The organism is Erythrobacter sp. HKB08 (assembly GCF_004114695.1).
In the GTDB taxonomy this organism is placed as follows: Bacteria; Pseudomonadota; Alphaproteobacteria; order Sphingomonadales; family Sphingomonadaceae; genus Parerythrobacter_A.
In genome coordinates this window covers 2,584,913-2,606,052 of the sequence record NZ_CP035310.1, presented here as the reverse complement: position 1 = coordinate 2,606,052, position 21,140 = coordinate 2,584,913, and the positions used below count along the sequence as shown (strand labels likewise).

The 21,140-nt window shown below is 64.3% G+C and carries 20 protein-coding genes and 1 tRNA gene; 12 read left to right on the top strand and 9 right to left on the bottom strand.

Annotated features, from left to right (window positions below; translation table 11 throughout):
* Nucleotides 1-33: 33 nt before the first annotated feature.
* The 11 genes from EO245_RS12610 to EO245_RS12560 all read left to right on the top strand — a co-directional run bounded on the left by EO245_RS12610 (nucleotide 34) and on the right by EO245_RS12560 (nucleotide 14,820).
* On the top strand, nucleotides 34-669 hold the full coding sequence (locus EO245_RS12610; protein ID WP_234026900.1) for a lytic transglycosylase domain-containing protein: 636 nt from the start codon (nucleotides 34-36) through the stop codon (nucleotides 667-669).
* Between the two features lie 2 nt (nucleotides 670-671).
* Entirely contained in the window at nucleotides 672-971 is a 300-nt protein-coding gene (locus EO245_RS12605; protein ID WP_128893259.1) for a TrbC/VirB2 family protein, read from the top strand.
* A gap of 6 nt (nucleotides 972-977) precedes the next feature.
* The gene (locus EO245_RS12600) at nucleotides 978-1,262 is read left to right on the top strand and encodes a type IV secretion system protein VirB3 (protein WP_128893258.1); all 285 of its coding nucleotides are present in this window, start codon (nucleotides 978-980) and stop codon (nucleotides 1,260-1,262) included.
* Between the two features lie 40 nt (nucleotides 1,263-1,302).
* The gene (locus tag EO245_RS12595) at nucleotides 1,303-3,720 is read left to right on the top strand and encodes a VirB4 family type IV secretion/conjugal transfer ATPase (RefSeq protein WP_128893257.1); all 2,418 of its coding nucleotides are present in this window, start codon (nucleotides 1,303-1,305) and stop codon (nucleotides 3,718-3,720) included.
* Nucleotides 3,717-4,934 (top strand): type IV secretion system protein, encoded by a 1,218-nt coding sequence (locus EO245_RS12590; RefSeq protein WP_128893256.1) that lies wholly within the window; start codon nucleotides 3,717-3,719, stop codon nucleotides 4,932-4,934. Before EO245_RS12595 ends, EO245_RS12590 begins: the two co-directional genes overlap by 4 nt.
* Entirely contained in the window at nucleotides 4,931-5,704 is a 774-nt protein-coding gene (locus tag EO245_RS12585) for a TrbG/VirB9 family P-type conjugative transfer protein (protein ID WP_128893255.1), read from the top strand. Before EO245_RS12590 ends, EO245_RS12585 begins: the two co-directional genes overlap by 4 nt.
* Before the next feature lie 2 nt (nucleotides 5,705-5,706).
* The gene (locus tag EO245_RS12580; protein WP_234026899.1) at nucleotides 5,707-6,834 is read left to right on the top strand and encodes a TrbI/VirB10 family protein; all 1,128 of its coding nucleotides are present in this window, start codon (nucleotides 5,707-5,709) and stop codon (nucleotides 6,832-6,834) included.
* A 22-nt stretch (nucleotides 6,835-6,856) separates the two neighbouring features.
* Entirely contained in the window at nucleotides 6,857-7,858 is a 1,002-nt protein-coding gene (gene virB11 / locus EO245_RS12575; protein ID WP_128893254.1) for a P-type DNA transfer ATPase VirB11, read from the top strand.
* A 115-nt stretch (nucleotides 7,859-7,973) separates the two neighbouring features.
* Entirely contained in the window at nucleotides 7,974-10,163 is a 2,190-nt protein-coding gene (locus EO245_RS12570; RefSeq protein ID WP_234026898.1) for an RNA degradosome polyphosphate kinase, read from the top strand.
* Complete coding sequence (locus EO245_RS12565) at nucleotides 10,163-11,701, top strand: Ppx/GppA family phosphatase (RefSeq protein WP_128893253.1); 1,539 nt, start codon at nucleotides 10,163-10,165, stop codon at nucleotides 11,699-11,701. The genes EO245_RS12570 and EO245_RS12565 overlap by 1 nt, the downstream gene beginning before the upstream one ends.
* 143 nt (nucleotides 11,702-11,844) lie before the next feature.
* Complete coding sequence (locus EO245_RS12560) at nucleotides 11,845-14,820, top strand: TonB-dependent receptor (RefSeq protein ID WP_128893252.1); 2,976 nt, start codon at nucleotides 11,845-11,847, stop codon at nucleotides 14,818-14,820.
* 78 nt (nucleotides 14,821-14,898) lie between these two features.
* On the opposite strand, the gene EO245_RS12555 is transcribed toward EO245_RS12560, so the two are convergent.
* Nucleotides 14,899-15,633, bottom strand: coding sequence for a queuosine precursor transporter (locus EO245_RS12555; protein WP_128893251.1), 735 nt, complete (start codon nucleotides 15,631-15,633; stop codon nucleotides 14,899-14,901).
* 61 nt (nucleotides 15,634-15,694) lie between these two features.
* Between EO245_RS12555 and EO245_RS12550 the strand changes: the two genes are divergently transcribed.
* A tRNA-Arg gene (locus EO245_RS12550) sits at nucleotides 15,695-15,771 on the top strand.
* A gap of 44 nt (nucleotides 15,772-15,815) precedes the next feature.
* On the opposite strand, the gene EO245_RS12545 is transcribed toward EO245_RS12550, so the two are convergent.
* The 8 genes from EO245_RS12545 to EO245_RS13430 all read right to left on the bottom strand — a co-directional run bounded on the left by EO245_RS12545 (nucleotide 15,816) and on the right by EO245_RS13430 (nucleotide 21,126).
* Nucleotides 15,816-17,195 (bottom strand): NAD-dependent succinate-semialdehyde dehydrogenase, encoded by a 1,380-nt coding sequence (locus EO245_RS12545; RefSeq protein WP_128893250.1) that lies wholly within the window; start codon nucleotides 17,193-17,195, stop codon nucleotides 15,816-15,818.
* 74 nt (nucleotides 17,196-17,269) lie between these two features.
* Nucleotides 17,270-18,061, bottom strand: coding sequence for an NUDIX domain-containing protein (locus tag EO245_RS12540; protein ID WP_128893249.1), 792 nt, complete (start codon nucleotides 18,059-18,061; stop codon nucleotides 17,270-17,272).
* 289 nt (nucleotides 18,062-18,350) lie between these two features.
* A complete protein-coding gene (grxD, locus tag EO245_RS12535) occupies nucleotides 18,351-18,680 on the bottom strand; it encodes a Grx4 family monothiol glutaredoxin (RefSeq protein ID WP_128893248.1) in 330 nt (109 codons plus the stop codon).
* Nucleotides 18,681-18,703: 23 nt separating this feature from the next.
* Nucleotides 18,704-18,946, bottom strand: a complete 243-nt coding sequence (locus tag EO245_RS12530; protein WP_128893247.1) for a BolA/IbaG family iron-sulfur metabolism protein — start codon at nucleotides 18,944-18,946, stop codon at nucleotides 18,704-18,706.
* Nucleotides 18,947-18,950: 4 nt separating this feature from the next.
* Entirely contained in the window at nucleotides 18,951-19,274 is a 324-nt protein-coding gene (locus EO245_RS12525) for a DUF1476 domain-containing protein (protein ID WP_128893246.1), read from the bottom strand.
* A gap of 78 nt (nucleotides 19,275-19,352) precedes the next feature.
* Nucleotides 19,353-20,351, bottom strand: coding sequence for an NADPH:quinone oxidoreductase family protein (locus tag EO245_RS12520; RefSeq protein WP_128893245.1), 999 nt, complete (start codon nucleotides 20,349-20,351; stop codon nucleotides 19,353-19,355).
* The gene (gene leuD, locus EO245_RS12515) at nucleotides 20,348-20,953 is read right to left on the bottom strand and encodes a 3-isopropylmalate dehydratase small subunit (RefSeq protein WP_128893244.1); all 606 of its coding nucleotides are present in this window, start codon (nucleotides 20,951-20,953) and stop codon (nucleotides 20,348-20,350) included. The genes EO245_RS12520 and leuD overlap by 4 nt, the downstream gene beginning before the upstream one ends.
* Nucleotides 20,953-21,126, bottom strand: a complete 174-nt coding sequence (locus EO245_RS13430) for a hypothetical protein (protein WP_164931328.1) — start codon at nucleotides 21,124-21,126, stop codon at nucleotides 20,953-20,955. The genes leuD and EO245_RS13430 overlap by 1 nt, the downstream gene beginning before the upstream one ends.
* Between the last annotated feature and the right edge of the window lie 14 nt (nucleotides 21,127-21,140).

The window sequence follows — 21,140 nt, the reverse complement described above, 5'->3', positions numbered from 1 at the left end:
AGAGTGACCACAGGGACTGGACGGAGGGCCCCGATGATTCTTTGGTCGAGGCTCCGACTTGCGATCACCGCAGGTTTGGCGCTGACGGCTGCCCCGGCATGGGCGGACGTGATGGAAATCAGTGATGGCGAGACCCGCTGGGTGGCCGGCGGCCCTGTCGTCGTGGGCGGCGAAGCGGCCGCGCAGGGCGTTGCCGTTCCCGCCGTCGAACTCTCCGCCGATTTCGCCGTTCCGCCCGAAGCAATCGCCGATGCCGCTGGCCAGGCTGGCCTCGTTCCGGCCGAATACATGGCCAAGGTTTACGAGCTTTCGCAGCGCTTCGATCTCAGCCCCGCGCTGATCGAGGCCGTCGTCTGGCAGGAAAGCCGCTGGCGCCACAATGCGGTCTCGCATGCCGGTGCGCGCGGGCTGGCCCAGCTGATGCCGGGAACGGCGCGTTATCTCGGCGTCGATCCCGACGATCCATTTGCCAATCTCGAAGGCGGTGCGCGCTACCTTCGCGAACAGCTCGACCGTTTCGACGGCGACCTGGAAAAGGCTCTCGCCGCCTACAATGCCGGCCCTGGCAGGGTCGAGGCTGCAGGCGGCATCCCGCGCATTCGCGAAACCCAGCTTTACGTCGCGGCCATCATGGGTCGTTTGTCGAACTATTCCCGGAGTGCTCAATAACAATGCGTTTTCTTTCCCGTCTTGCCGCGGCATCGCTTCTCGCCGTCCCCAGTGCAGCTTTCGCGCAGAGCGCCGATCCGGCCGGCTCGGGCCCGATCGTCGCCGCTCTCGGCTGGCTGCAGGGCACTCTGCTCGGCAATGTCGCGACCGCAGTCGCGGTGATGGCCGTTGCCGCCGTCGGCTTCATGATGCTGACCGGCCGCCTCAACTGGCGTTTCGGTGCGACCGTCATCATCGGTTGCTTTATCCTGTTCGGTGCCGCCTCGATCGTCGCCGGCATCCAGGGCGCTGCAGGGGGCTGACGGGTCATGGACGCGCTCGTTCGGCATCCCGTGCACCGTGCGCTGACGCGCCCGCAGATGTTTGCGGGCGTGACCTACAATTATTTCATCATCAACATGATGGTGACGACCGAACTGTTCCTCATCTTCCAGAGCTTCTGGTCGCTGATCGGTGCGGTCGTCATGCATGTCATCGGTTATCTCGCGTGCCTGCGCGAACCGCGGATCTTCGACCTGTGGATCACCAAGGTCAGCAAGTGCCCGCGAGTGAAGAACTGGAAGCGCTGGGGCTGCAACAGCTACGCGCCCTGACCGCCGTTTTTGAGAGCGACCTGCTGGAGGGTCGAGACGTATGAGCAAATGGATCGGAGCCGCCGCCTGGAGCGCGAAGGAAGCCCGCGCTGGCGACCGGCTGCCATATGCCCGCCTGATCGACGAGCACACGCTGCTGCTGCGTGACGGCTCGATCATGACCTCGATCCAGGTCCCCGGCCTGCTGTTCGAGACCGAGGATACCGACGCGCTCAATGCCCATGCCGGCACGCGCGAGGTGATGCTGCGTTCGACGCTCGATGCGCGCTTCGTGATGTACCACCACGTGGTCCGCCGCCGGGTCGAGGTCGAGCTCGATGCCGAGTTCGACGATCCGCTCTCGGCCCATATCGACCGCCGCTGGAAGGAGCGCCTCGGCAAGGGCGCGCTGTTCATCAACGACCAGTTCGTCACGCTCATCCGCCGCCCGGCGCGCGGCAAGGCGGGCATCGCCGAACGCGCCGCGAAATTCTTCAAGGGCAAGCGCGACGCCGAATTCGAATACGACCCCAAGGACGTGCGCGCGCTCAAGGCTGCCGCGACCGGCCTCATCGCCTCGCTGCAATCCTATGGCGCGACGCTGCTCGGCGACTACGAGGCGAGCGAAGGGCGCACCAACAACGAGCTGCTCGAACTGCTGAGCGCGCTCTACAATGGCGAGATGCGCCCGGTTCGCCGCCCGTCGGACGAGACGGACATCGGCCAGATGCTGCCCTACCGCAGGACCAGTTTCGGCCTCGACGCGATGGAGCAGCGCGGTGCGGGCGATCCCGATTTCTCCGCGATCCTGAGCCTCAAGGATTATCCCGACGCCACCTCGCCCGGCCTGCTCGACGGGCTGCTGCGCCTGCCGTTCGAGATGATCGTGACCGAAAGCTACGCCCCGTTCGAGCGCCAGACCGCGCGCGAGCGGATGGACCTCGCGATCCGGCGCCTGCGTTCGGCCGACGAAGAGGCTCAGGCGGAACGGGCCGACATGCTCGCAGCACGCGACGAGCTTGGCGCAGGCTCGGTCGGCTTCGGCGACCACCACCTGACCGTGCTGGTGCGCGAGCGCGATCTCAACCGCCTCGACGACGCGTCGGCCGCCTGTGCCGCAGCGCTGGCCGACACCGGCGCGATTGCAGTGCGCGAGGACACCAATCTCGAGCCCGCCTTCTGGGCACAGTTCCCGGGCAACGAGGGCTACATCGTGCGCCGCTCGATGATTTCGAGCGCCAACATGGCGAGCTTCGGCTCGCTCCACGGTTTCGCGCTCGGCCAGGCGAGCGGCAATCACTGGGGCGATGCGGTCACGCTGCTGGAGACGACCAGCGCGACGCCGTTCTTCTTCAACTTCCACCACGGCGACCTCGGCAACTTCTCGGTCATCGGGCCGTCGGGTTCGGGCAAGACCGTGGTGATGAACTTCCTCGCCGCGCAGGCGCAGAAGTTCGCACCCCGCACCATCCTGTTCGACAAGGATCGCGGCGCGGAGCTGTTCGTGCGCGGGATCGGCGGACGCTACGACCGTATCAACGCGGGCGAGCCGACCGGCTTCAATCCGCTCGCCTTGCCCGATACGCCGGTCAACCGCGCGTTCCTGCGCGACTGGCTGACCGTGCTGCTGAAGGCCGAAGGGCCGGAAGAAAGCGCGACGATCGCCGCAGCGGTCGACGCCGCTTACTCAAACGATGCCTCGCTGCGGCGCCTGCGCCACTTCAAGGAACTGCTGTCGGGCACGCGGCGACCCGAGCCGGGCGACCTTGCCGATCGCCTTTCCGCGTGGATCGGTGATGGCGAGCACGGCTGGCTGTTCGACAACGAGCGCGACCGGCTCGATCTCGACAACCGCGTGCTCGGTTTCGACATGACCGCGCTGCTCGAGAACCCGAAACTGCGCACCCCGACCATGATGTACCTGTTCCACCGCATCGACGAGCGGCTGGACGGGCACCCGACGATGATCCTGATCGACGAGGGCTGGAAAGCGCTCGACGACGAGGTGTTCGCCGCGCGCATCCGCGACTGGCTCAAGACGCTGCGGAAACGCAACGCGCTGGTCGGTTTCGCGACCCAGTCGGCGCGCGATGCGCTTGAAAGCCGCATCTCGACCGCGCTGGTCGAGCAGACCGCGACCATGGTGTTCATGCCGAACAGCCGTGCGCGACCCGAGGACTATTGCGAAGGCTTTGGCCTGACCGAGCACGAGCTGTCGATCATCCGCTCGCTGCCGGCCCATTCGCGGTGCTTCCTCGTGCGCCAGCCCGATGCGAGCGTCGTGGTGCGCCTCGACCTCGGCAATGCACCGGAAGTGCTGACCATACTTTCGGGCCGCGAGGCTTCGGTCCGCCGTCTCGACCTGCTGCGCGAAGCGGTCGGCGATGCACCGTCCGAATGGTATCCCGCGCTCACCGGACACGGCTGGCCGGGCATGGGCGGCGCAAGTGAAAACGACATGTGGGAGGCGGCCGAGTGAGTGCCGCCTGCGACCAGGCAAAAGCCGAAGTCGGCAACGGCGTAGCGGCGGCGCTGCGCGCGGTCGACTGCACGGCGAACGAGGTTACCGCCTCGGCCTTTGGTCGCCTGTTCGCGCCCGGCGGCGCGCTCGGTCCGACGCTGAGCATCCTGCTCGCGATCTTCATCGCGCTGTTCGCCATCGCGCTGATGCTGGGCCGCACGAACCTGTCGGTCCGTTCGCTCGTCCCGCGCATGGTGACGCTCGGCCTCGTGCTGACCTTCGCCACCAGTTGGGCGGCTTACCAAGGCATCGTGTGGAACCTCGCGATCTTCGCGCCCGACTATCTCGCCAGCGTGCTGACCGGGACCGATGGTTCGGCCACGGCCGTCTTCGCGCAGAAGCTCGACATCGTGTTCGTCGCGATCGAGCAGGCGACGCAGGGCGGTGCGCCCGGTGTCGCTTCGGCCAATGGGCAGGGCGCCGAGATCGGTTCGGAGATTACAGCCTTCTCGCCCAAGGGCATCTTGTGGATGGGCGCGATGATCCTGCTGCTCGGCACGGTCGGCGTGCTGGTGACGGCGCGCATCGCGCTTGCCGTGCTGGTGGCGCTCGGTCCGATCTTCGTCGTGCTCGCGCTTTTCCCGGCGACCCGCGGGCTGTTCGTCGGCTGGCTCAAGGGCGTGGTGATGCTCGCGCTGACCCCGCTGCTGGCGGTGATCGGCGGGGGCGTGATGCTCGAACTGAGCGTGCCGATCCTCTCCAGCCTCAGCCAGGTTCCCGGCGAAGTCGGCACGCGCCCGGCCGTCGCGTTCTTCCTGATCGGCGCAGTCCATGCGGCGCTTATGGTCATCACACTCAAGGTCGCAGGCACGATGGTTGCCGGATGGCGCGTCTTCGGCCTCGTACCCGATGCCGCCAACAAGGGCTCCGACATGGCTGCAAGCACCCGTGCTCCGGCTGCAGGCGCGACGACGCAGGTCCAGTCGACCGCACAGGCCGCAGGCATGTCCAACCCGCCGCGCCGCATTGCCGTGTCGGGCGTCACGCCAGCTGCAGCCGCCAACGATGCGAGCAGTGGCGGCTCCAGCGTTACAAGGCGCGAGACCAAGGTCTTCGCCACCTCTTCAGGATCGGGTCGGGTCCAGGCAACTAGCAATGGCGTCTCGCGAGCGCATGGCATCGGCAGCCGGTTCCGCCCCGCGAATTCCCGCCAAACGGAGAAAGTGAAATGATTCGCGCAAGCTTTACCGCGCTTGCTCTCATCCTCGTCTCGGCCCCGGCGCTGGCCGACGATCCGCGCTTGGTCGAACGTCTCTACGATCCAAACGAGATCGTCCGCATCGACGGCAAGACCAAGGTGCAGGCGACGATCAAGTTCGACCCGGAAGAGCGGATCGAGAACGTCGCGATCGGCGACAGCAATGCCTGGCAGGTGACGCCGAACAAGCGCGCGAACCTGCTGTTCGTGAAGCCGCTCTCACCCAATGCGCGCACGAACCTGACGGTCATTACCGACAAGCACACCTACCTGTTCGATCTCGTCGCCAGCCCCTCGGCCAAGCCGCTCTACGTGCTCAGCTTCACCTATCCCGAACCGCCCGAGGTCGAGGAAGACGAAGCCCAGCTGGCTGCGGCGGCGGAGACCGCCAATTCGATCGAGATGGCCGCCGCGAGCGATCCCTATGCAGTGGTCGACCCGGCAAGCCTCAATTTCGACTGGGAAAGTGAAGGCAATCGCAAGCTCTTCCCGAGCCAGACCTATGACGATGGCACCGCGACCTTCCTCGCCTGGCCGACCGGTGCCGCCGTACCGGCGATCCTCGTGAAGGACGAAGAGGGCACAGAAGGCCCGGTCAACTTCACGGTTCGCGGCGACACGGTGATCGTCGAGGGCGTCTATCGCGAAATCATCCTGCGTTCGGGCGATGACGTCGCCACGCTGACCAACACCGGGCCGGTCCGCGCCTCCGCCCAGTCCGGTAACATCCAGAGGGGAGGGTAACCATGCGCCTTGCCATGCGTCTTCCGGCCAAGAAATCGGGCGATGAAACCGCCAACGACGTCGATCCGCGCGAAACTCAGAGCGCCGATGTCATCGACCTCGCGAGCCGCAATGCCTACCCCTCGGTCACGCAGCGCAAGAACGGGTCCGACGGTCTCGGCCTCGCTGCCGGCGTCGCCGTCGTGGCCCTGCTCGGTTTCGCCGCCTTTTGGGGCATGAACAGCGCGCGCACCGGCGGTTCGGAAGAGGCTGCGGTGCCACAGCAGGCGGCAGCGCCCGCTCCGGTCGCTCAGCCGGCAGCGCAGCCTGTCCTTCCGACCACGCGCCAGGCCAACGGCGTGCCGCAGCCCGATCCCGCTCCGGCGGCAGTCCTCGCGCGCGATCCGCGTGCGGACGCGATGCCGATGGGCAATCCCTATTCCTCGCCGACGGTCGTCTTCGATGCGAGCGGGGCTCCGATCGGTTCGGTCGCTCTGCCCTCTGCGGCGGTGACCGGCGAAGCGGTCGAAGCTTCGGGCGCGACCGGCTCTGCTGGCGACTTCGCCGCGCGTGTCGGCGGTGTCGGTGGCGGCACGGCGCAGGCCAAGGCGATGGTCAATCCGCAGACCACGGTGACGCAGGGCACGCTCATTCCCGCAGTCCTCGAAACCGCGATCGATACCAATGTGCCGGGCTATGTCCGCGCAGTGGTGAGCCAGGACGTGCGCAGCTTCGACGGCACCCGCGTCCTCGTCCCGCGTTCGAGCCGCCTGATCGGCCAGTACCAGTCGGGCGTGCAGAACGGCCAGAAGCGCGCTTATGTGATCTGGACGCGCCTGATCCGTCCGGATGGCGCATCGGTTACCCTGTCCTCGCCCGCTGTCGGCTTCGACGGCACGACCGGGCTTGCGGGCAAGGTCAATTCGAATTTCTTCCAGCGCTTCGGTTCGGCGCTGCTCCTCTCCGTAGTCGGCGGCCTTTCGGCCATCGGCTCGGGCGGCAGCTCGGTCGTGCTTGGCGGCGCGGGCCAGTCGGCAGCAGCAGCGGCAGTCCAGCAGGACAGCCAGATCGGCCCGACGATCCGCGTGCGCATGGGCGAACCGATCCGCGTCTTCACCGCGCGCGATCTCGACTTCAGTTCGGTCGAGTAAGCGCGAGAAGGCTGGCCAGGGCATGAGCGCCGACATCCACTCCCTGCCGAAAGGCGAGCAGCCGCAGCTTGGCGAGCGCAGCGTCTATCTCGACGCCTATCTCGCCCCGTTCCGGCAGTGGCTCGACCGCGACACGGTGACCGAGATCATGGTCAACCGGCCCGGCGAAGTGTGGATCGAGGATGCCGCATCGCCCGGCATGCAGCGCATCGAAACGCCCGAGATTACCGACACGCTGGTCCAGCGACTTGCCGAGCAGGTCGCACGGGTCAGCCACCAGGGCATCAACCGCGAGCACCCGCTGCTCGGCGCGACGCTGCCCGACGGTGCGCGCGTGCAGTTCTGCGGTCCTCCCGCCGCGCGCAAGCACTGGGTCATGGCGATCCGTCGCCACCGGCGCCTCGACCTGCCGCTCGATGCCTATGATGCCGGTCCGCTGAAGCCGAAGGAAGAGGGCGCGATGCCCGATGCGCAGCAGGAGCCGATCGCCTACCTGCGCGAAGCGATCCGCCAGCGCCGCACGATCCTGATTTCCGGCGGCACCTCGACCGGCAAGACGACCTTCCTTAACGCCATGCTCGGCGAGATACCCAGCCAGGAGCGCGTCGTCCTCGTCGAGGATACGCCCGAACTGAAATTCCCCGGCGAGAATGCCGTGGGCCTCGTCGCGGTGAAGGGCGAACTGGGCGAAGCGAAGGTCACGCCGAACGAACTGTTGCAGGCAGCGCTGCGCCTGCGCCCCGACCGTATCGTGCTGGGCGAATTGCGCGGGGCGGAATCGGTATCCTTCCTGCGCGCGATCAACACCGGCCACCCCGGCTCGTTCTCGACCATCCATGCCAACAGCCTGCGCGGCGCGCTCGAGCAATTGTCGCTGATGGTCATGCAGACCGGCATCGGGCTCACGCGGCAGGACACGATTTCCTACGCCGCCTCGGTCATCGACGTGATCGTGCAACTTGGGCGCGATTCCTCGGGCAAGCGCGGCATCGCGCAAATCGCCAACAGCCGCGATATCGCCTGACTCCGCCCGCGCCGGAAGGCTGGCGCTCATGACCGAATTGTGTCACGCCAAGGCAGCGCGTTTACTCCGCAAAGCGCTCGCCTAATCGGGGCACGGTTTTGCGGGGACGAGCGAGATGGATGAGGCACCGGACACGGGGAATATGGCGAATACGGGCAAAGCGGTCCTACCCCTGGATCACGCCTTCGAACCGTCGGAGGAGGCGGCCGATCACTACATCAACCGCGAGCTGAGCTGGCTCGCGTTCAATGCCCGTGTCCTCGCCGAAGCCCGCAATGCGAATTACCCTCTGCTTGAACGGCTGCGCTTCCTGTCCATTTCGGGCAGCAATCTCGACGAGTTCATGATGATCCGCGTCGCCGGCCTCGTCGGGCAGGTGCAGCGCGGGATCGAGCGCGTCTCGATCGACGGGCGCAGCCCCTCGCAGCAACTCGCGGCCATTCGCGAGGCGGTGCACGAGCTCAATGCCGAACAGCAATCGAACTGGACGGAACTGCGCGCCGAGCTCGAGGAAGCGGGTATCACCATTGCCGATAATGCTCGGGTCGATCCCGAAAGCTATGCCGCGCTCAAGACCTATTTCCTCGAGGAAATCGTCCCGGTCCTGACACCGCAGGCGCTCGACCCGGCGCACCCGTTCCCCTTCGTGGCGAATGAGGGCGCGGGGCTGCTCTTCACGCTGGAGCGCGAATCCGACGGACAGCAGATCGTCGAGATGGTGCTGGTCCCGTCCGCGATTCCGCGCTGGGTGCGCGTTCCGGGCGACAAGGCGGTCTACATCAGTATCGAGCGCCTGATCTGCCGCTTTGCCGATCACATGTTCCCCGGCTTCACGATCAAGGGCGATGGCGCGTTCCGTGTGCTGCGCGACAGCGATATCGAGATCGAGGAAGAGGCCGAGGATCTCGTGCGCACCTTCCGCAGCGCGATCCAGCGGCGCCGCCGCGGGCAAGTGATCCAGCTCGAGATGGAAAGCGATTTCGACCCGGTGGCCGAGGAAATCCTGCTCGAGCAGATGGCTTCGAGCGAGACGACCATCATCAAGACCGACGGGCTGATCGGCGTCGCCGGCCTCTCGCAAATCGTCGAGGAGGACCGGCCGGAACTGAAATTCGCGAGCTACAGCCCGCGCTATCCCGAACGCATCCTCGAGCACGACGGCGACTGCTTCTCCGCCATTCGCGAGAAGGATATCATCATCCACCACCCCTACGAAAGCTTCGAGGTGGTGGTCGATTTCCTGCGCCAGGCAGCGGACGATCCCGACGTGGTCGCCATCAAGCAGACGCTCTATCGTGCTGGCGACCAGTCGCCGGTCATCATGGCGCTGATCGCTGCTGCGGAAGAGGGCAAGTCGGTCACTGCGGTGGTCGAACTCAAGGCCCGGTTCGACGAGGAGCAGAACCTGATCTGGGCCTCCAAGCTCGAACGGGCAGGGGTGCAGGTGATCTACGGTTTCGTCGACTGGAAGACCCATGCGAAGGTTTCCATGGTCGTGCGCCGCGAAGGCGACAGCTATCGGACCTACTGCCACTTCGGGACAGGCAACTACCACCCGATCACGACCAAGATTTACACCGACCTCAGCTACTTCACCGCCGACCCGAAACTCGGGCGCGATGCGGCAAAGCTGTTCAACTTCGTCACCGGCTATGTCGAGCCGCGCAAGACCGGGCAGCTGGCAATCTCGCCGATCGGGCTGCGCGAGAAGCTCTACCAGCGGATCGACAAGGAAATCGCCAATGCGAAGGCGGGCAGGCCCTCCGGCATCTGGGCAAAGCTCAATTCGCTGACCGACAAGGATGTGATCGACCGGCTCTACCGGGCGAGCCAGGCGGGAGTCGAAATCCAGCTCGTCGTGCGCGGCATCTGCTGCCTGCGTTCCGGCGTCGAAGGCTTGTCGGAGAACATCCGCGTCAAGTCGATCATCGGCCGTTTCCTCGAACACAGCCGCATCTGGGCCTTTGCCAATGGCGAGGCTTTCCCGAGCTTCAAGGCCAAGGTCTACATCACCTCTGCCGATGCGATGGAGCGAAATCTCGACCGGCGCGTTGAGGTCATGGTTCCGATCAGGAACAAGACGGTCCACGACCAGGTGCTGCAGCAGGTGCTGCTCGCGAACCTGCTCGATACGGAGCAAAGCTGGGAGCAGCAGAGCGATGGCACGTACGAACGCGCGCAGCCGGGCGAGAAGCCTTTCAACTGCCACCAGTACTTCATGACCAACCCGTCGCTCAGCGGGCGCGGTGGCGCGTTGGAAGCAGGCGCCGTCCCGATGCTCGCGCTGCGCAAAGGCGCTGCCTGATGGCGCTTCGCAGGCGGCACGCCGACCGGCAGGGCATGTTCGCCGGCAACCGGGTCGCCCGCGCAATTATTGACATCGGGTCGAACACCGTGCGCCTCGTGCTCTACGGCGGCTCGCCGCGCGCGCCGGTGACATTGTTCAACGAGAAGGTCACCGCGCGTCTCGGGCGCGAGATCGGCGATACCGGCAGGCTCGCCGACGAGGCGGTCGAACTCGCGATGCGCGGCTTGCGCCGTTATGCGCTCATCCTCGAGGAGCTCGGCGTGTCGCGCGTCGACGTGGTGGCGACCGCTGCTGCGCGCGATGCGACCAACGGGCCCGAGTTCCTCGCCATGGTGAGCGATCTGGGTTTCGAACCGCGCCTGCTTTCGGGCGAGGAGGAGGCCGAGCTGAGCGCTATGGGCGTGGTCGGCGCTTTTCCCGGTGCCAGCGGTGTAGTTGCCGACCTCGGCGGCGGCAGCCTCGAACTGGTCGAGATCGCCGACGGGCAATGCGAAGTCGGGACGAGCCTGCCGCTCGGCACCCTGCGTTTGCCGGCCTTGCTCAAGCACGGGCGCGAGAAGGGCAAGGCGGCGATCGCCGAAATGCTCGCCGGTGCGAACTGGAAAGCGCCCAAGGGCGAGCCGCTCTACCTCGTCGGGGGCACATGGCGCGCAGGTGCCGTCTACGCGATGGAAGAGCAGGGCTACCCGCTGACCGACCCGCACGGTTTCGAGATCGCGACGAAAGACGCTTTCGCACTCGCGCGGCGGCTGGCGACGATGGAAGCGAGCGATTTCGCCGGCAGCCCGCGCATTTCCAGCATGCGTGCGGAGAACATTCCGGTCGCGGCAACGCTGCTCATGGCGATGATCGAGCATCTCGAGCCGTCGCGGATCACCGTGTCGGCCTGGGGTCTGCGCGAAGGCATCGTCTTCTCCCAACTGGCGAGCGATGCGAAAGGGCAGGACCCGCTGCTCGCGGGTGTCGGGGAATTTGCAGCGCTCCGCGGCTGCCCGCCGGTACTGGCGACGCGCATGGCCGGATGGACTGCCGACGTCGTCCCGCGCTCGCAATACGGCTCGGAGCGTCTCCGCCTCGCCGCCACAATGCTGTCGCTCGCGTCGATGCAAATCGAGCCGAACCTGCGCGGCCCGCTGGCGATCGAATGGTCGCTCCACAAGCGCTGGATCGCGATCAAGGCGCAGGACCGCGCCATGCTCGCCGCAGCCGTCTCCGCCAATGGCAATCGCTGCGACTTGCCGAAGGATGTGACGAGCCTCGCACCCGAAGAGGCGCTCGAAGCGGCGATTTGCTGGGGTCTCGCGACCCGGCTCTGTCGCCGGCTCGGGGCGCGTTCGTCCAAGCTGTTCCAGGTCAGCAGTCTGCAGATAGAAGGCGATGCGCTGGTACTCTCGCTCGAGGAAAGCCACGAGGCGCTGTTTGGTATTCCGAACGAAAAAGACCTCACGCTGCTGGCCGACAGGCTGGGCAAGCGGCCCGAATTCCGGGTCGTCTCGGATGCCGGCCTCGCCCGGATCGACAGCTACGCAAAGTAGGTGATTGAGCGAATTGCGCGTTGCGCAACAAATCGTTCTGAACAATTCATTTCGCGCAACCCTATTGCCAGAGCGACATGTTCTGGCATAGCTTCCAATCTACAGGCTGCATCAAAAGACAGCCGTGACATGGGAGAGGACGTATGAGGGTCAAGGCTGCCCTGCTTGCCGGCATTGCCGGGAGCATGTTCGCACTACCTGCTTACGCGCAGGACAATACCGATAATGACCAGGAAGAAGCACCGGTCTTCCGTAGTTCAACCGAGATCGTCGTTACCGCGCAGCGCCAGGGCCAGAGGCTGCAGGAAGTTCCGATCGCAGTCAGCGCCTTCAATGCCGAAGCACTCGAAGCGCAGCAGATCGAGAACGCAAGCGATCTCCAGCTGACCCTGCCCAACGTCTCTTTCACCAAGAGCAACTTCACCGCCTCGAGCTTCACCATCCGCGGCATCGGCGACCTCTGCGTCGGCGTGAGCTGCGACAGCGCGACGGCAATCCACCTCAATTCCGCACCGCTCTTCGGGACGCGCCTGTTCGAGACCGAGTATTTCGATCTCGAACGGATCGAAGTACTTCGCGGACCGCAGGGCACGCTGTTCGGTCGTAACGCGACCTCGGGCGTGGTCAACGTCGTCTCGGCCAAGCCCGACCTCTCGGGTTTCAGTGCCAAGGCGGAGTTCGAATACGGCAACTATAATTCGATCAAGGCCAAGGGCATGGTCAACGTGCCGATCGGCGACACGATCGGCATCCGTATCGCGGGCTTCTACCTCGACCGTGACGGTTACACGACCAACCTGTTCAACGGCGACGATATCGACGACCGCGAAATGTATGCGATCCGCGGTTCGCTCCGTTTCGAGCCGGGCCCGGATACGACCATCGACCTGATGGGCTACTACTTCCGCGAAGACGACAATCGCATGCGTATCCAGAAGCAGCAGTGTCAGAGGGACCCGACCGGTATCCTCGGCTGTCTCAACAACCGCCGCGATTTTGACAAGCTGAACTCCAACTCGACCTTCACCGGCACGCTGGGTTCGTCCGAGTTCCTCGAGTTCAACGGCATCCCTGCGGTCCTGGGCCTCAACAGCCTCTATGGACCCGACGGTTATGCGAACTTCCAGGAATCGTCCGACGTTCGTGAAGTGAGCACGCAGTTCACGCCGGAATACTTCGCCGACGAACTGCAGATCTACGGTCACATCGAGCACGACTTCGGCGGGATCAGTGTCGGCCTGTCGGGCATGTACCAGGAAACGAGCGTCGACTCGCGCCAGGACTACAACAACGGCGTGGGCCAAATCCCGAATGCTGCCGCAGCGTTCGGAACCCTGCAGTTCTTCGCTGCCAACGGTATTCCGACCGGACTTCCGGCACCGGCTCCGGCCTTCGTCCCGGGTTCGAGCGCGTATTTCACGCCGATTACCGATGCCCTGTTCTCCGGCACTGACCTGTGCGTCTCCGACACGCGTCTCGACAACCGCGGCGCGTTCGAGGGCTTCCGGGTCTGTACCCCGGACGGCACGCAGTTCGACCGGTCGAACCAGGAGAACGAATCCTGGTCGGGCGAGCTTATTGTCTCGTCTGACTTCGACGGGCCGTTCAACTTCCTGCTCGGCGGTATCTATGCAGAATCGAAGGTGCTGGAGAACAGCTACTTCGTGAACGCCTTCGCCATCGACTATATCACCGGCGTCCTTGGCTCGTTCACGTCTTTCGGACTTGGGCTTGATCCAAGCTATCTGGCGACGTCGTTCTTCCGCAACAACACGACCGACTTCAAACTGGAAAGCTACGGCATCTTCGGCGAGGTCTATTTCGACATTACCGACAAGCTGAAGCTGACCGGCGGTCTGCGCTACAACGACGACACGAAATCGATTTCGGCTCGTTCGACGCTTGCAAGCTTCCTCAATCCCTACAGCAACGACGGCGATCCGTTCTCCTCGCCCTTCGCTGCCGGCTTCGATGCCGATCCGGGGATTGCGGGTGTCCAGCCGCTGCAACAGCGGTCGGTCGCATTCGACGAGATTACCGGCCGCGTGGTCCTGGATTACCAGATCACACCGGATAACCTGATCTATGCGTCCTACTCGCGCGGCTACAAGTCGGGCGGTATCAACCCGCCGCTGCAGCCGATCTTCGCGGTTCCGGACAGCTTCGCATCGGAAACGATCGACGCCTTCGAAATCGGTACGAAGAACACCTTCGCTAACGGCATGGTGCAGCTCAATGCGACGGCCTTCTACTACAAGTACAAGGACCTGCAGCTGAGCCGCATTATCGCACGCACTTCGGTCAACGACACGATCGATGCGAACATCTGGGGCCTCGAAATCGAGTCTCTCCTGCGTCCGTCCGATCGCTGGCTGTTCAACATGAACTTCAGCTACCTGAATGCAGAAGTTGCGGGCGACCAGTTCTTCTCGAACCCGCGTGACCCGGGTGGCGGCGATCCGAATGCCGTCATCATCAAGGACATCACCAACGGCGCTCTGTGTGCTGTCACCGGCAGTGCGCAAGGCGGGCCCGATGCCTTCGTGAATTTCGTCAACGGCGAAATCAACGCAGGCCAGGTAACCGGCAATGTTGCAACGACCAACCCGCTGCAGGGGACGACCGAGTTCCCGGCGGATGCCAACATCGCATCCTCGGGCGCTTTCAGCGTCTGCGCTGCGCTCGATGGCTACGCTGCAGCAGCAGGCGGCCTGTTCGGCGGGATCGAGGTGCTCAGCCCGGGTGTCCAGGTGAACCTGAAGGGCAACAAGCTGCCGCAGGCTCCGGAAATGAAGGCTTCGGTCGGTGTCCAGTACACCTACGACTTCGACAGCGGCATGACGCTCGTGCCGCGCTTCGACGTCGCCTTCACGGGTGAGCAGTACGGCAACGTGTTCAACGGCCGGGTCAACCGGATCGCTCCGTTCGTTCAGGCGAACGCGCAGATCCAGTTGAACGCGCCGGACAACCAGTGGTTCGTCCGCGGGTTCGTCCAGAACATCTTCGACAGCAACTCGACGACGGGTCTCTACGTGACCGACGCCTCGTCGGGCCTGTTCACGAACATCTTCACGCTCGATCCGCGGCGCTACGGCATCGCAGTCGGTGTGGAGTTCTAAGCGAACAACGCTTGGGGGAGGGGAAGGCCGGGTCTCAGTGCCCGGCCTTCCTTATTTCGGGCCCCGCAAAATTCCCGATCAATCCGATTTTGCGAAAGGCGAGAAGTCGGTCGCGGTGTCGTAGATGTCGACACCCTCGGCCGACTTCAGCTTGTTCACCACTACGTAGGTTACCGGCGTCAGGAACGCTTCCCACGCGGTCTTGATGAGCCACTGCGACAGAACGAGCTGGATGATCAGCTCGGTGGTCCAGCCATCCTGGCCGAGGAAGGCGATGGGATAGAACAGCATGCTGTCGAGGCCCTGCCCGACCACGGTCGAACCGATCGTGCGCGACCACAGCATCTTGCCCTTGGTCCAGACCTTCATCTTCGCCAGTACGATGCTGTTGGCGAACTCGCCTGCCCAGAAGGCGATGATCGAGGCGAGGACGATGCGCCAGGTATTGCCGAAGACCTTCTCGTAGGCCTCCTGCCCGTCCCAGCCTTCCGCCGGGGGAAGGGCCACGACGACCCATGCCATGAAGGCCATGAAGGTGAGCGCGGCAAAGCCGGTCCAGATGACCCGCCGCGCTTTCGCGTAGCCGTACACCTCGGTCAGGATGTCGCCGATGATGTAGCTGATCGGGAAGAACAGCACGCCTGCGCCGAACGACCACTCGCTGCCGTTTGGCAGGGTGATGTAGGACGGCTTGGCCGCCCCGATGATGTTCGACAGCAGCAGGATGGCCACGAATGCGGCCATGACGATGTCGTAGTAACGAAAGGCCTGCGGCGGCCCGCTACCCGTCTTGATGCGTGTCGGCTTTTCCATGGACAGCGGGCCTAGAGCGATTTGCGGGCCGCGAAAAGCGCGCTATGCGCTGAGGCAGCGCGCGCCCGTAGCTCATCTGGATAGAGCGCGAGACTTCTAATCTTGAGGTAGCAGGTTCGAGTCCTGCCGGGCGCGCCACTCATTATTCTCTCAAATGACGCACCCCGCTGGAGCTCGCCCGCTCATGCGTCGTTGACGAAAATGCTCTTTTCGTTGACGAATTCGCGCATGCCGCTGCCGCCGTGCTCGCGGCCGTAGCCCGAATTCTTCACCCCGCCGAACGGCATGTTGGGGTTGGCGAGACCGAAGCCGTTGATGAACACCATGCCGGTATCGAAATGCTGGCTGGCAATGCGCTTCGCCTTTTCGAGGTCCTTCGTGAAGATCCCGCCGCCGAGGCCATAGCGGCTGTCGTTGGCGAGCCGGATCGCATCCTCATCGTCCTTCGCCCGGATGACCGAGGCGACGGGGCCGAACAGTTCGTCGTCATAGGCAGGCTGCCCGGGGGCGACATCCTCGAGCACGGTGGCAGGGTAGTAATAACCGGTGCCCTCGCGCATCTCGCCGCCGCAGCGGATTTTCGCGCCCCTCTCGACCGATTGGTCGACCTGCTTCTGCAGCGTTTCGCGCAGGTCCTTGCGCGCCATCGGCCCCATATCGCTATCGTCGGAGGTCGGATCGCCGAGCTTGATCGCTTCCATGCCCGAGACGAAATGCTCCATGAATTCATCGTAGACCGCCTCGGTCACGATGAAGCGCTTGGCGTTGATGCAAGTCTGGCCGTTGTTGTAGAGCCGCCCCTGGATGCAGGTCTTTGCCGCATGGGCGACATCGGCATCTTCCAGCACCATGTAGGCATCGTTGGACCCGAGCTCGAGAACGGTTTTCTTGATGTTCTGCGCGGCGAGTTCGCCAATGGCGCGCCCGGCGCCGTCGCTTCCGGTCAACGTGACACCGCGAACCAAATCGTGCTCGATCACCTTGTTCGAAGTGTCATGGTCGACCAGCAGGACGGTGAAGAGGTCTTCGGGCAGCCCCGCCTCCTCGTAGATGTCCTTGATGGCTAAGCCACTGCCTGTGCAGTTCTCTGCATGCTTCAGCAGCACGCCATTGCCCGCCATGAGGCTGGCGATGGAATAGCGCACGACCTGGTAGGCCGGGAAGTTCCACGGCTGGATGCCGTAGACGACGCCGATCGGCGAATAGGTCACGACGCCCTTGCGCCCGTCCGGGTATTCGCGCTCGTCGTCGGCGAGTTCTTTCGGGCCGTTCTCGGCGGTCCATTCGCAGATCGCGGCGCATAGTTCGACTTCGTCGCGACTGTCGCGCAACAGCTTGCCGACTTCGCGGGTCATGAGCTGTGCGAGGTTTTCCTTCTTCTCGCGGAACTTCGCCGCGATAGCCTTGAGCACCTCTCCCCGCTCTTCATGCGAATTCAGCCTCCAGTCCTCGAATGCGGACTGGCAGCGCTCGATCGACGACTTCACCTCGTCCCATGACTGCACGTCGTAGGACTGGATCGGCTCTTCGGTTGCGGGGTTGATGGTTTCGAGTTGCGACATGAGGGCTCCTGTTCGTCGGATTTGCCAATCCAACGGGGAGGCCTGCCGCCTGTTCCGCAGGGAAAGTGAGAGGCTTAGCCGCGCATCACCGCATCGAGCGGCTCGCCGGTCACCGGATAGCCCGCGTCATCGGGGATGCGCAGCCAGCGCTGCCCGTCTTCCTCGGAAAGGAACGGCGTGATCGTGCGCACCGGATGCCGGCGGCAATCGTCCGCCGCCTGGGCGAAGTCGGTGAACTGCGCGAGCCTTTCGAGGTTGCGGCGGGTTGGGTAGATGATTGTCAGCTCGCCGGTCTCGGACCTGTCGAGCGCGCCTTGGGCGGTGGTCCAGAACAGGCGGACATTCTCGGTCTGGTCGACAGTGATATCGACCGCGCCGGTGCCGAGATCGGCGAGATAGAAACGCGTATCGAACACGCGCGACAGCTTCTCGTTCTTGGGAAACCAGCGAGCGAAGGGCAGGACTTCGGACGGGTCGAGCTGCCAGCCCATCTTGTCCAGCACCGGTGCGAGCTCGCCGCGCTCAAGCAGCAATTCGCGCGCCTTGCCGGCAAGGCTCGCGTCGACCTCGCCGCGCATGCCGATGGCGAGACCGGTTTCCTCCAGCGTTTCGCGGATCGCTGCGACACGGTGGGCGAGCTCGTCCTGCTCGATATCGCTGTCGAGCGTCTTTGCCAGCTCGAAGTCCGCCTCGTCGACGCGGCCGCCGGGAAAGACCGCCGCACCGCCCGCGAAGGACATCGAGCGCGATCGCACGGTCATCAGGATTTCCGGCGGCCCGCCATCGGCGGCGCGGCGGAAAACGACTACTGTGGCGGCGGGAATACCCTCGGCATGGGGCGCGTGCGCGAAACGATCATCGGTCATCGCGGGAGACTTTGGAGCAGCCGGCCCGCTTTGCCAAGCGCTCACGACAGCGAAGCGGGATGCGGGTGTCGGAAGCTTTTACAGAACCGGCGGCATCAAGAATTCGCTAACCATCGAAGTCGCTGGAAAAGCGGCCAAACGCAAATCTGGCACGGTGCCTGCATCTGTGCTTGCATCGATTGGTCCTCGATGACTGACGCCGCCATTGGTCTCCCGGTAGCGTCGACCCAAAAAGAAGGCCCGGTTCTGGCGAACCGGGCCTTTCTCTTTGTCAGAACCGATGAAGCGTTCAGTCGGCTTTTGCGACCTGCTTCTGCTCGAGCATTTCCTGCAGCTCGCCGGCTTCGAACATTTCCATCATGATGTCGCTGCCGCCGACGAATTCGCCCTTCACATAGAGCTGGGGGATCGTCGGCCAGTCCGAATAGGTCTTGATGCCCTGGCGGATTTCCATGTCCTGCAGCACGTCGACGCTTTCATAGGCGACGCCGCAATGATCGAGGATGGCAACCGCGCGGCTCGAAAAGCCGCACTGCGGGAAGAGCGGGGTGCCCTTCATGAAAAGGACCACGTCGTTCTCGCCGACCAGCCCGGAGATGCGTTCGTTTACGTCGGACATAGGATTTTCCGTCTGAATTTCGTTTACGCGCCGGAAGTGGGGACTTGGGTGGTCAGTTGCAAGGCATGCAGCGTGCCGCCCATCTTCCCGCCGAGCGCTTCATAGACCATCTTGTGCTGCTGCACGCGCGTCTTGCCCGCGAACTGCGGGGCGACGACCTTGGCTGCCCAATGGTCGTTGTCGCCCGCCAGGTCGCGCATTTCGACTTCCGCGCCCGGAAGCGCGTCCTTGATCATCGAAACGATGTCCTCTGCCGCCATCGGCATCGGATCAGCTCTCGCTCATGAACTGGCGCTTGGCCTCGATCGCCTTTTCTTCGAGCGCGGCGCGAACGCCAGCCTCGTCGATCTCGACACCGGCAGCGGTCAGGTCGCCGAGGAGCTTGCGGATGACGTCTTCGTCACCGGCTTCCTCGAAATCGGCCTGCACGACGGCCTTGGCATAGGCGTCGGTTTCTTCCGGGGTGAGGTTCATCTTCTCTGCGGCCCAGTGGCCGAGCAGGCGGTTGCGACGTGCCGCAACGCGAAAAGCAGTGTCCTCGTCCATCGCGAACTTGGCTTCTTCGGCGCGTTCGCGGTCCTTGAAATCGGTCATTTTGTCCTCTCGGGGGAATGGATATCCCCTTCGAAATAGGGCGCTGCCCCCTTGCGGGCAAGCAGCTTTCTAGCCCTGTCAGTCCATCGTCACCACGAGCTTGCCGACCGCCTGGCGGTTTTCGAGCTTGGCGATCGCATCGCCGCCGCGTTCGAGCGGGAAGGTTTCCGACACCAGCGGGTCGATCTTTCCGGCCTTCATCAGGTCGAACAGTTCCTCGACCTGCTCGCGGAACTTGACCGGCTCGCGCGCCGTGAAGGCGCCCCAGAAAACGCCGGCGATATCGCAGCTTTTCAGGAGGGTGAGATTGAGCGGCATCTTGGCGATACCGGCCGGGAAGCCGACGACGAGGAACTTGCCTTCCCAGGCGATCGAACGCAGCGCCGGCTCGGAATACTGGCCGCCCACGATGTCGTAGACGATGTTCGCGCCTTCGGGGCCGCAGGCCGCCTTGAAGGCGTTGGCGAGCGCCTTGGACGCATCCTTGTCCATTTCGGTCTTGGGATAGATCACGACCTCGTCGGCACCGGCCTTCTTCGCGACTTCGCCCTTTTCCTCGCTGGAGACGGCAGCGACGACGCGCGCACCGAATGCCTTGGCAAGTTCGACTGCCGAGAGGCCGACGCCGCCTGCCGCGCCAAGGACGAGGACCGTATCGCCTTCCTTGATGTGGCCGCGGTCCTTCAGCCCGTGGATCGTCGTGCCGTAGGTCATCAGCAGCGAGGCCGCTTTCTCGAAGGCAACGCCGTCAGGCACCGGGAACATGCGGTTCGCCGGGACGACGACCTTCTCGGCAAGGCCGCCGTTGCCGATACCGGCCATGACCTTGTCGCCGACCGAATAGCCTTCGACGCCTTCGCCGACAGCCTCGATCACGCCTGCGATCTCGCCGCCGGGCGAATAGGGACGCTCCGGCTTGAACTGGTAGAGGTCGCGGATCATCAGCGTGTCGGGGTAGTTGATCGCGCAGGCCTTCACGTCGACCAGCACTTCGCCCTTGCCGGGGGTGGGAACCTCCACCTCGTCGAGCGTGAGCGTTTCCGGACCACCGACTGCGTGCGTGCGTAGAGCCTTCATGCGGCTTTCTCCCCTGTTCCTTGTGCGAGCCATGGCATGTCGCGTGCCTGGCGCTGTTCGTATGTCGTGATGGATGCCTCCCGCTCGAGCGTGAGGCCGATTTCGTCGAGACCGTTCAGCAGGCAGTGCTTGCGGAACGGGTCGATGTCGAAGGCAAATCGGTCCTGGAACGGCGTTGTCACCGTCTGGCTTTCGAGATCGATGTTGATCGGATGCTCGCGCGCGACCTCCAGCAGGCGGTCGACCTGCTCCTGCGGTAGCGCGACGGCAAGGATGCCGTTCTTGAAGGCATTGCCCGAGAAGATGTCGGAGAAGCTCGGCGCGATGACGGCGGTAATGCCGAGGTCGAGCAGCGCCCAAGCGGCATGCTCGCGGCTCGATCCGCAGCCGAAATTGTCGCCCGCGATCAGGATCGGCGCGCCGGCGTATTCGGGATCGTCGAACACGTTGTCCGGATTTGCACGGACGCTCTCAAACGCCCCTTCGCCCAGTCCCTCTCGCGAAATGGTCTTGAGCCATTTGGCCGGGATGATCACGTCGGTGTCGACGTTCTTCGCGCCATAGGGAATCGCGCGCCCTTCGATGGTCGAGACTGCTTTCATCAGTCCGTTTCGGGCGGCTCGCCTGTGGGCGTATGCGGCGCGGTCGAGGTCTTGGGCGGCTTGCCCCCGGACTTGTCCTTGCGGCGGTTCGCATAGAGCAGCGCTGCGGCGATAGCGGCGGAGCCGATCGCACCTGCGGCGATGGCGGCCTTGCCTGTGATTTTCTTGGTCATGACAACCTCATGGG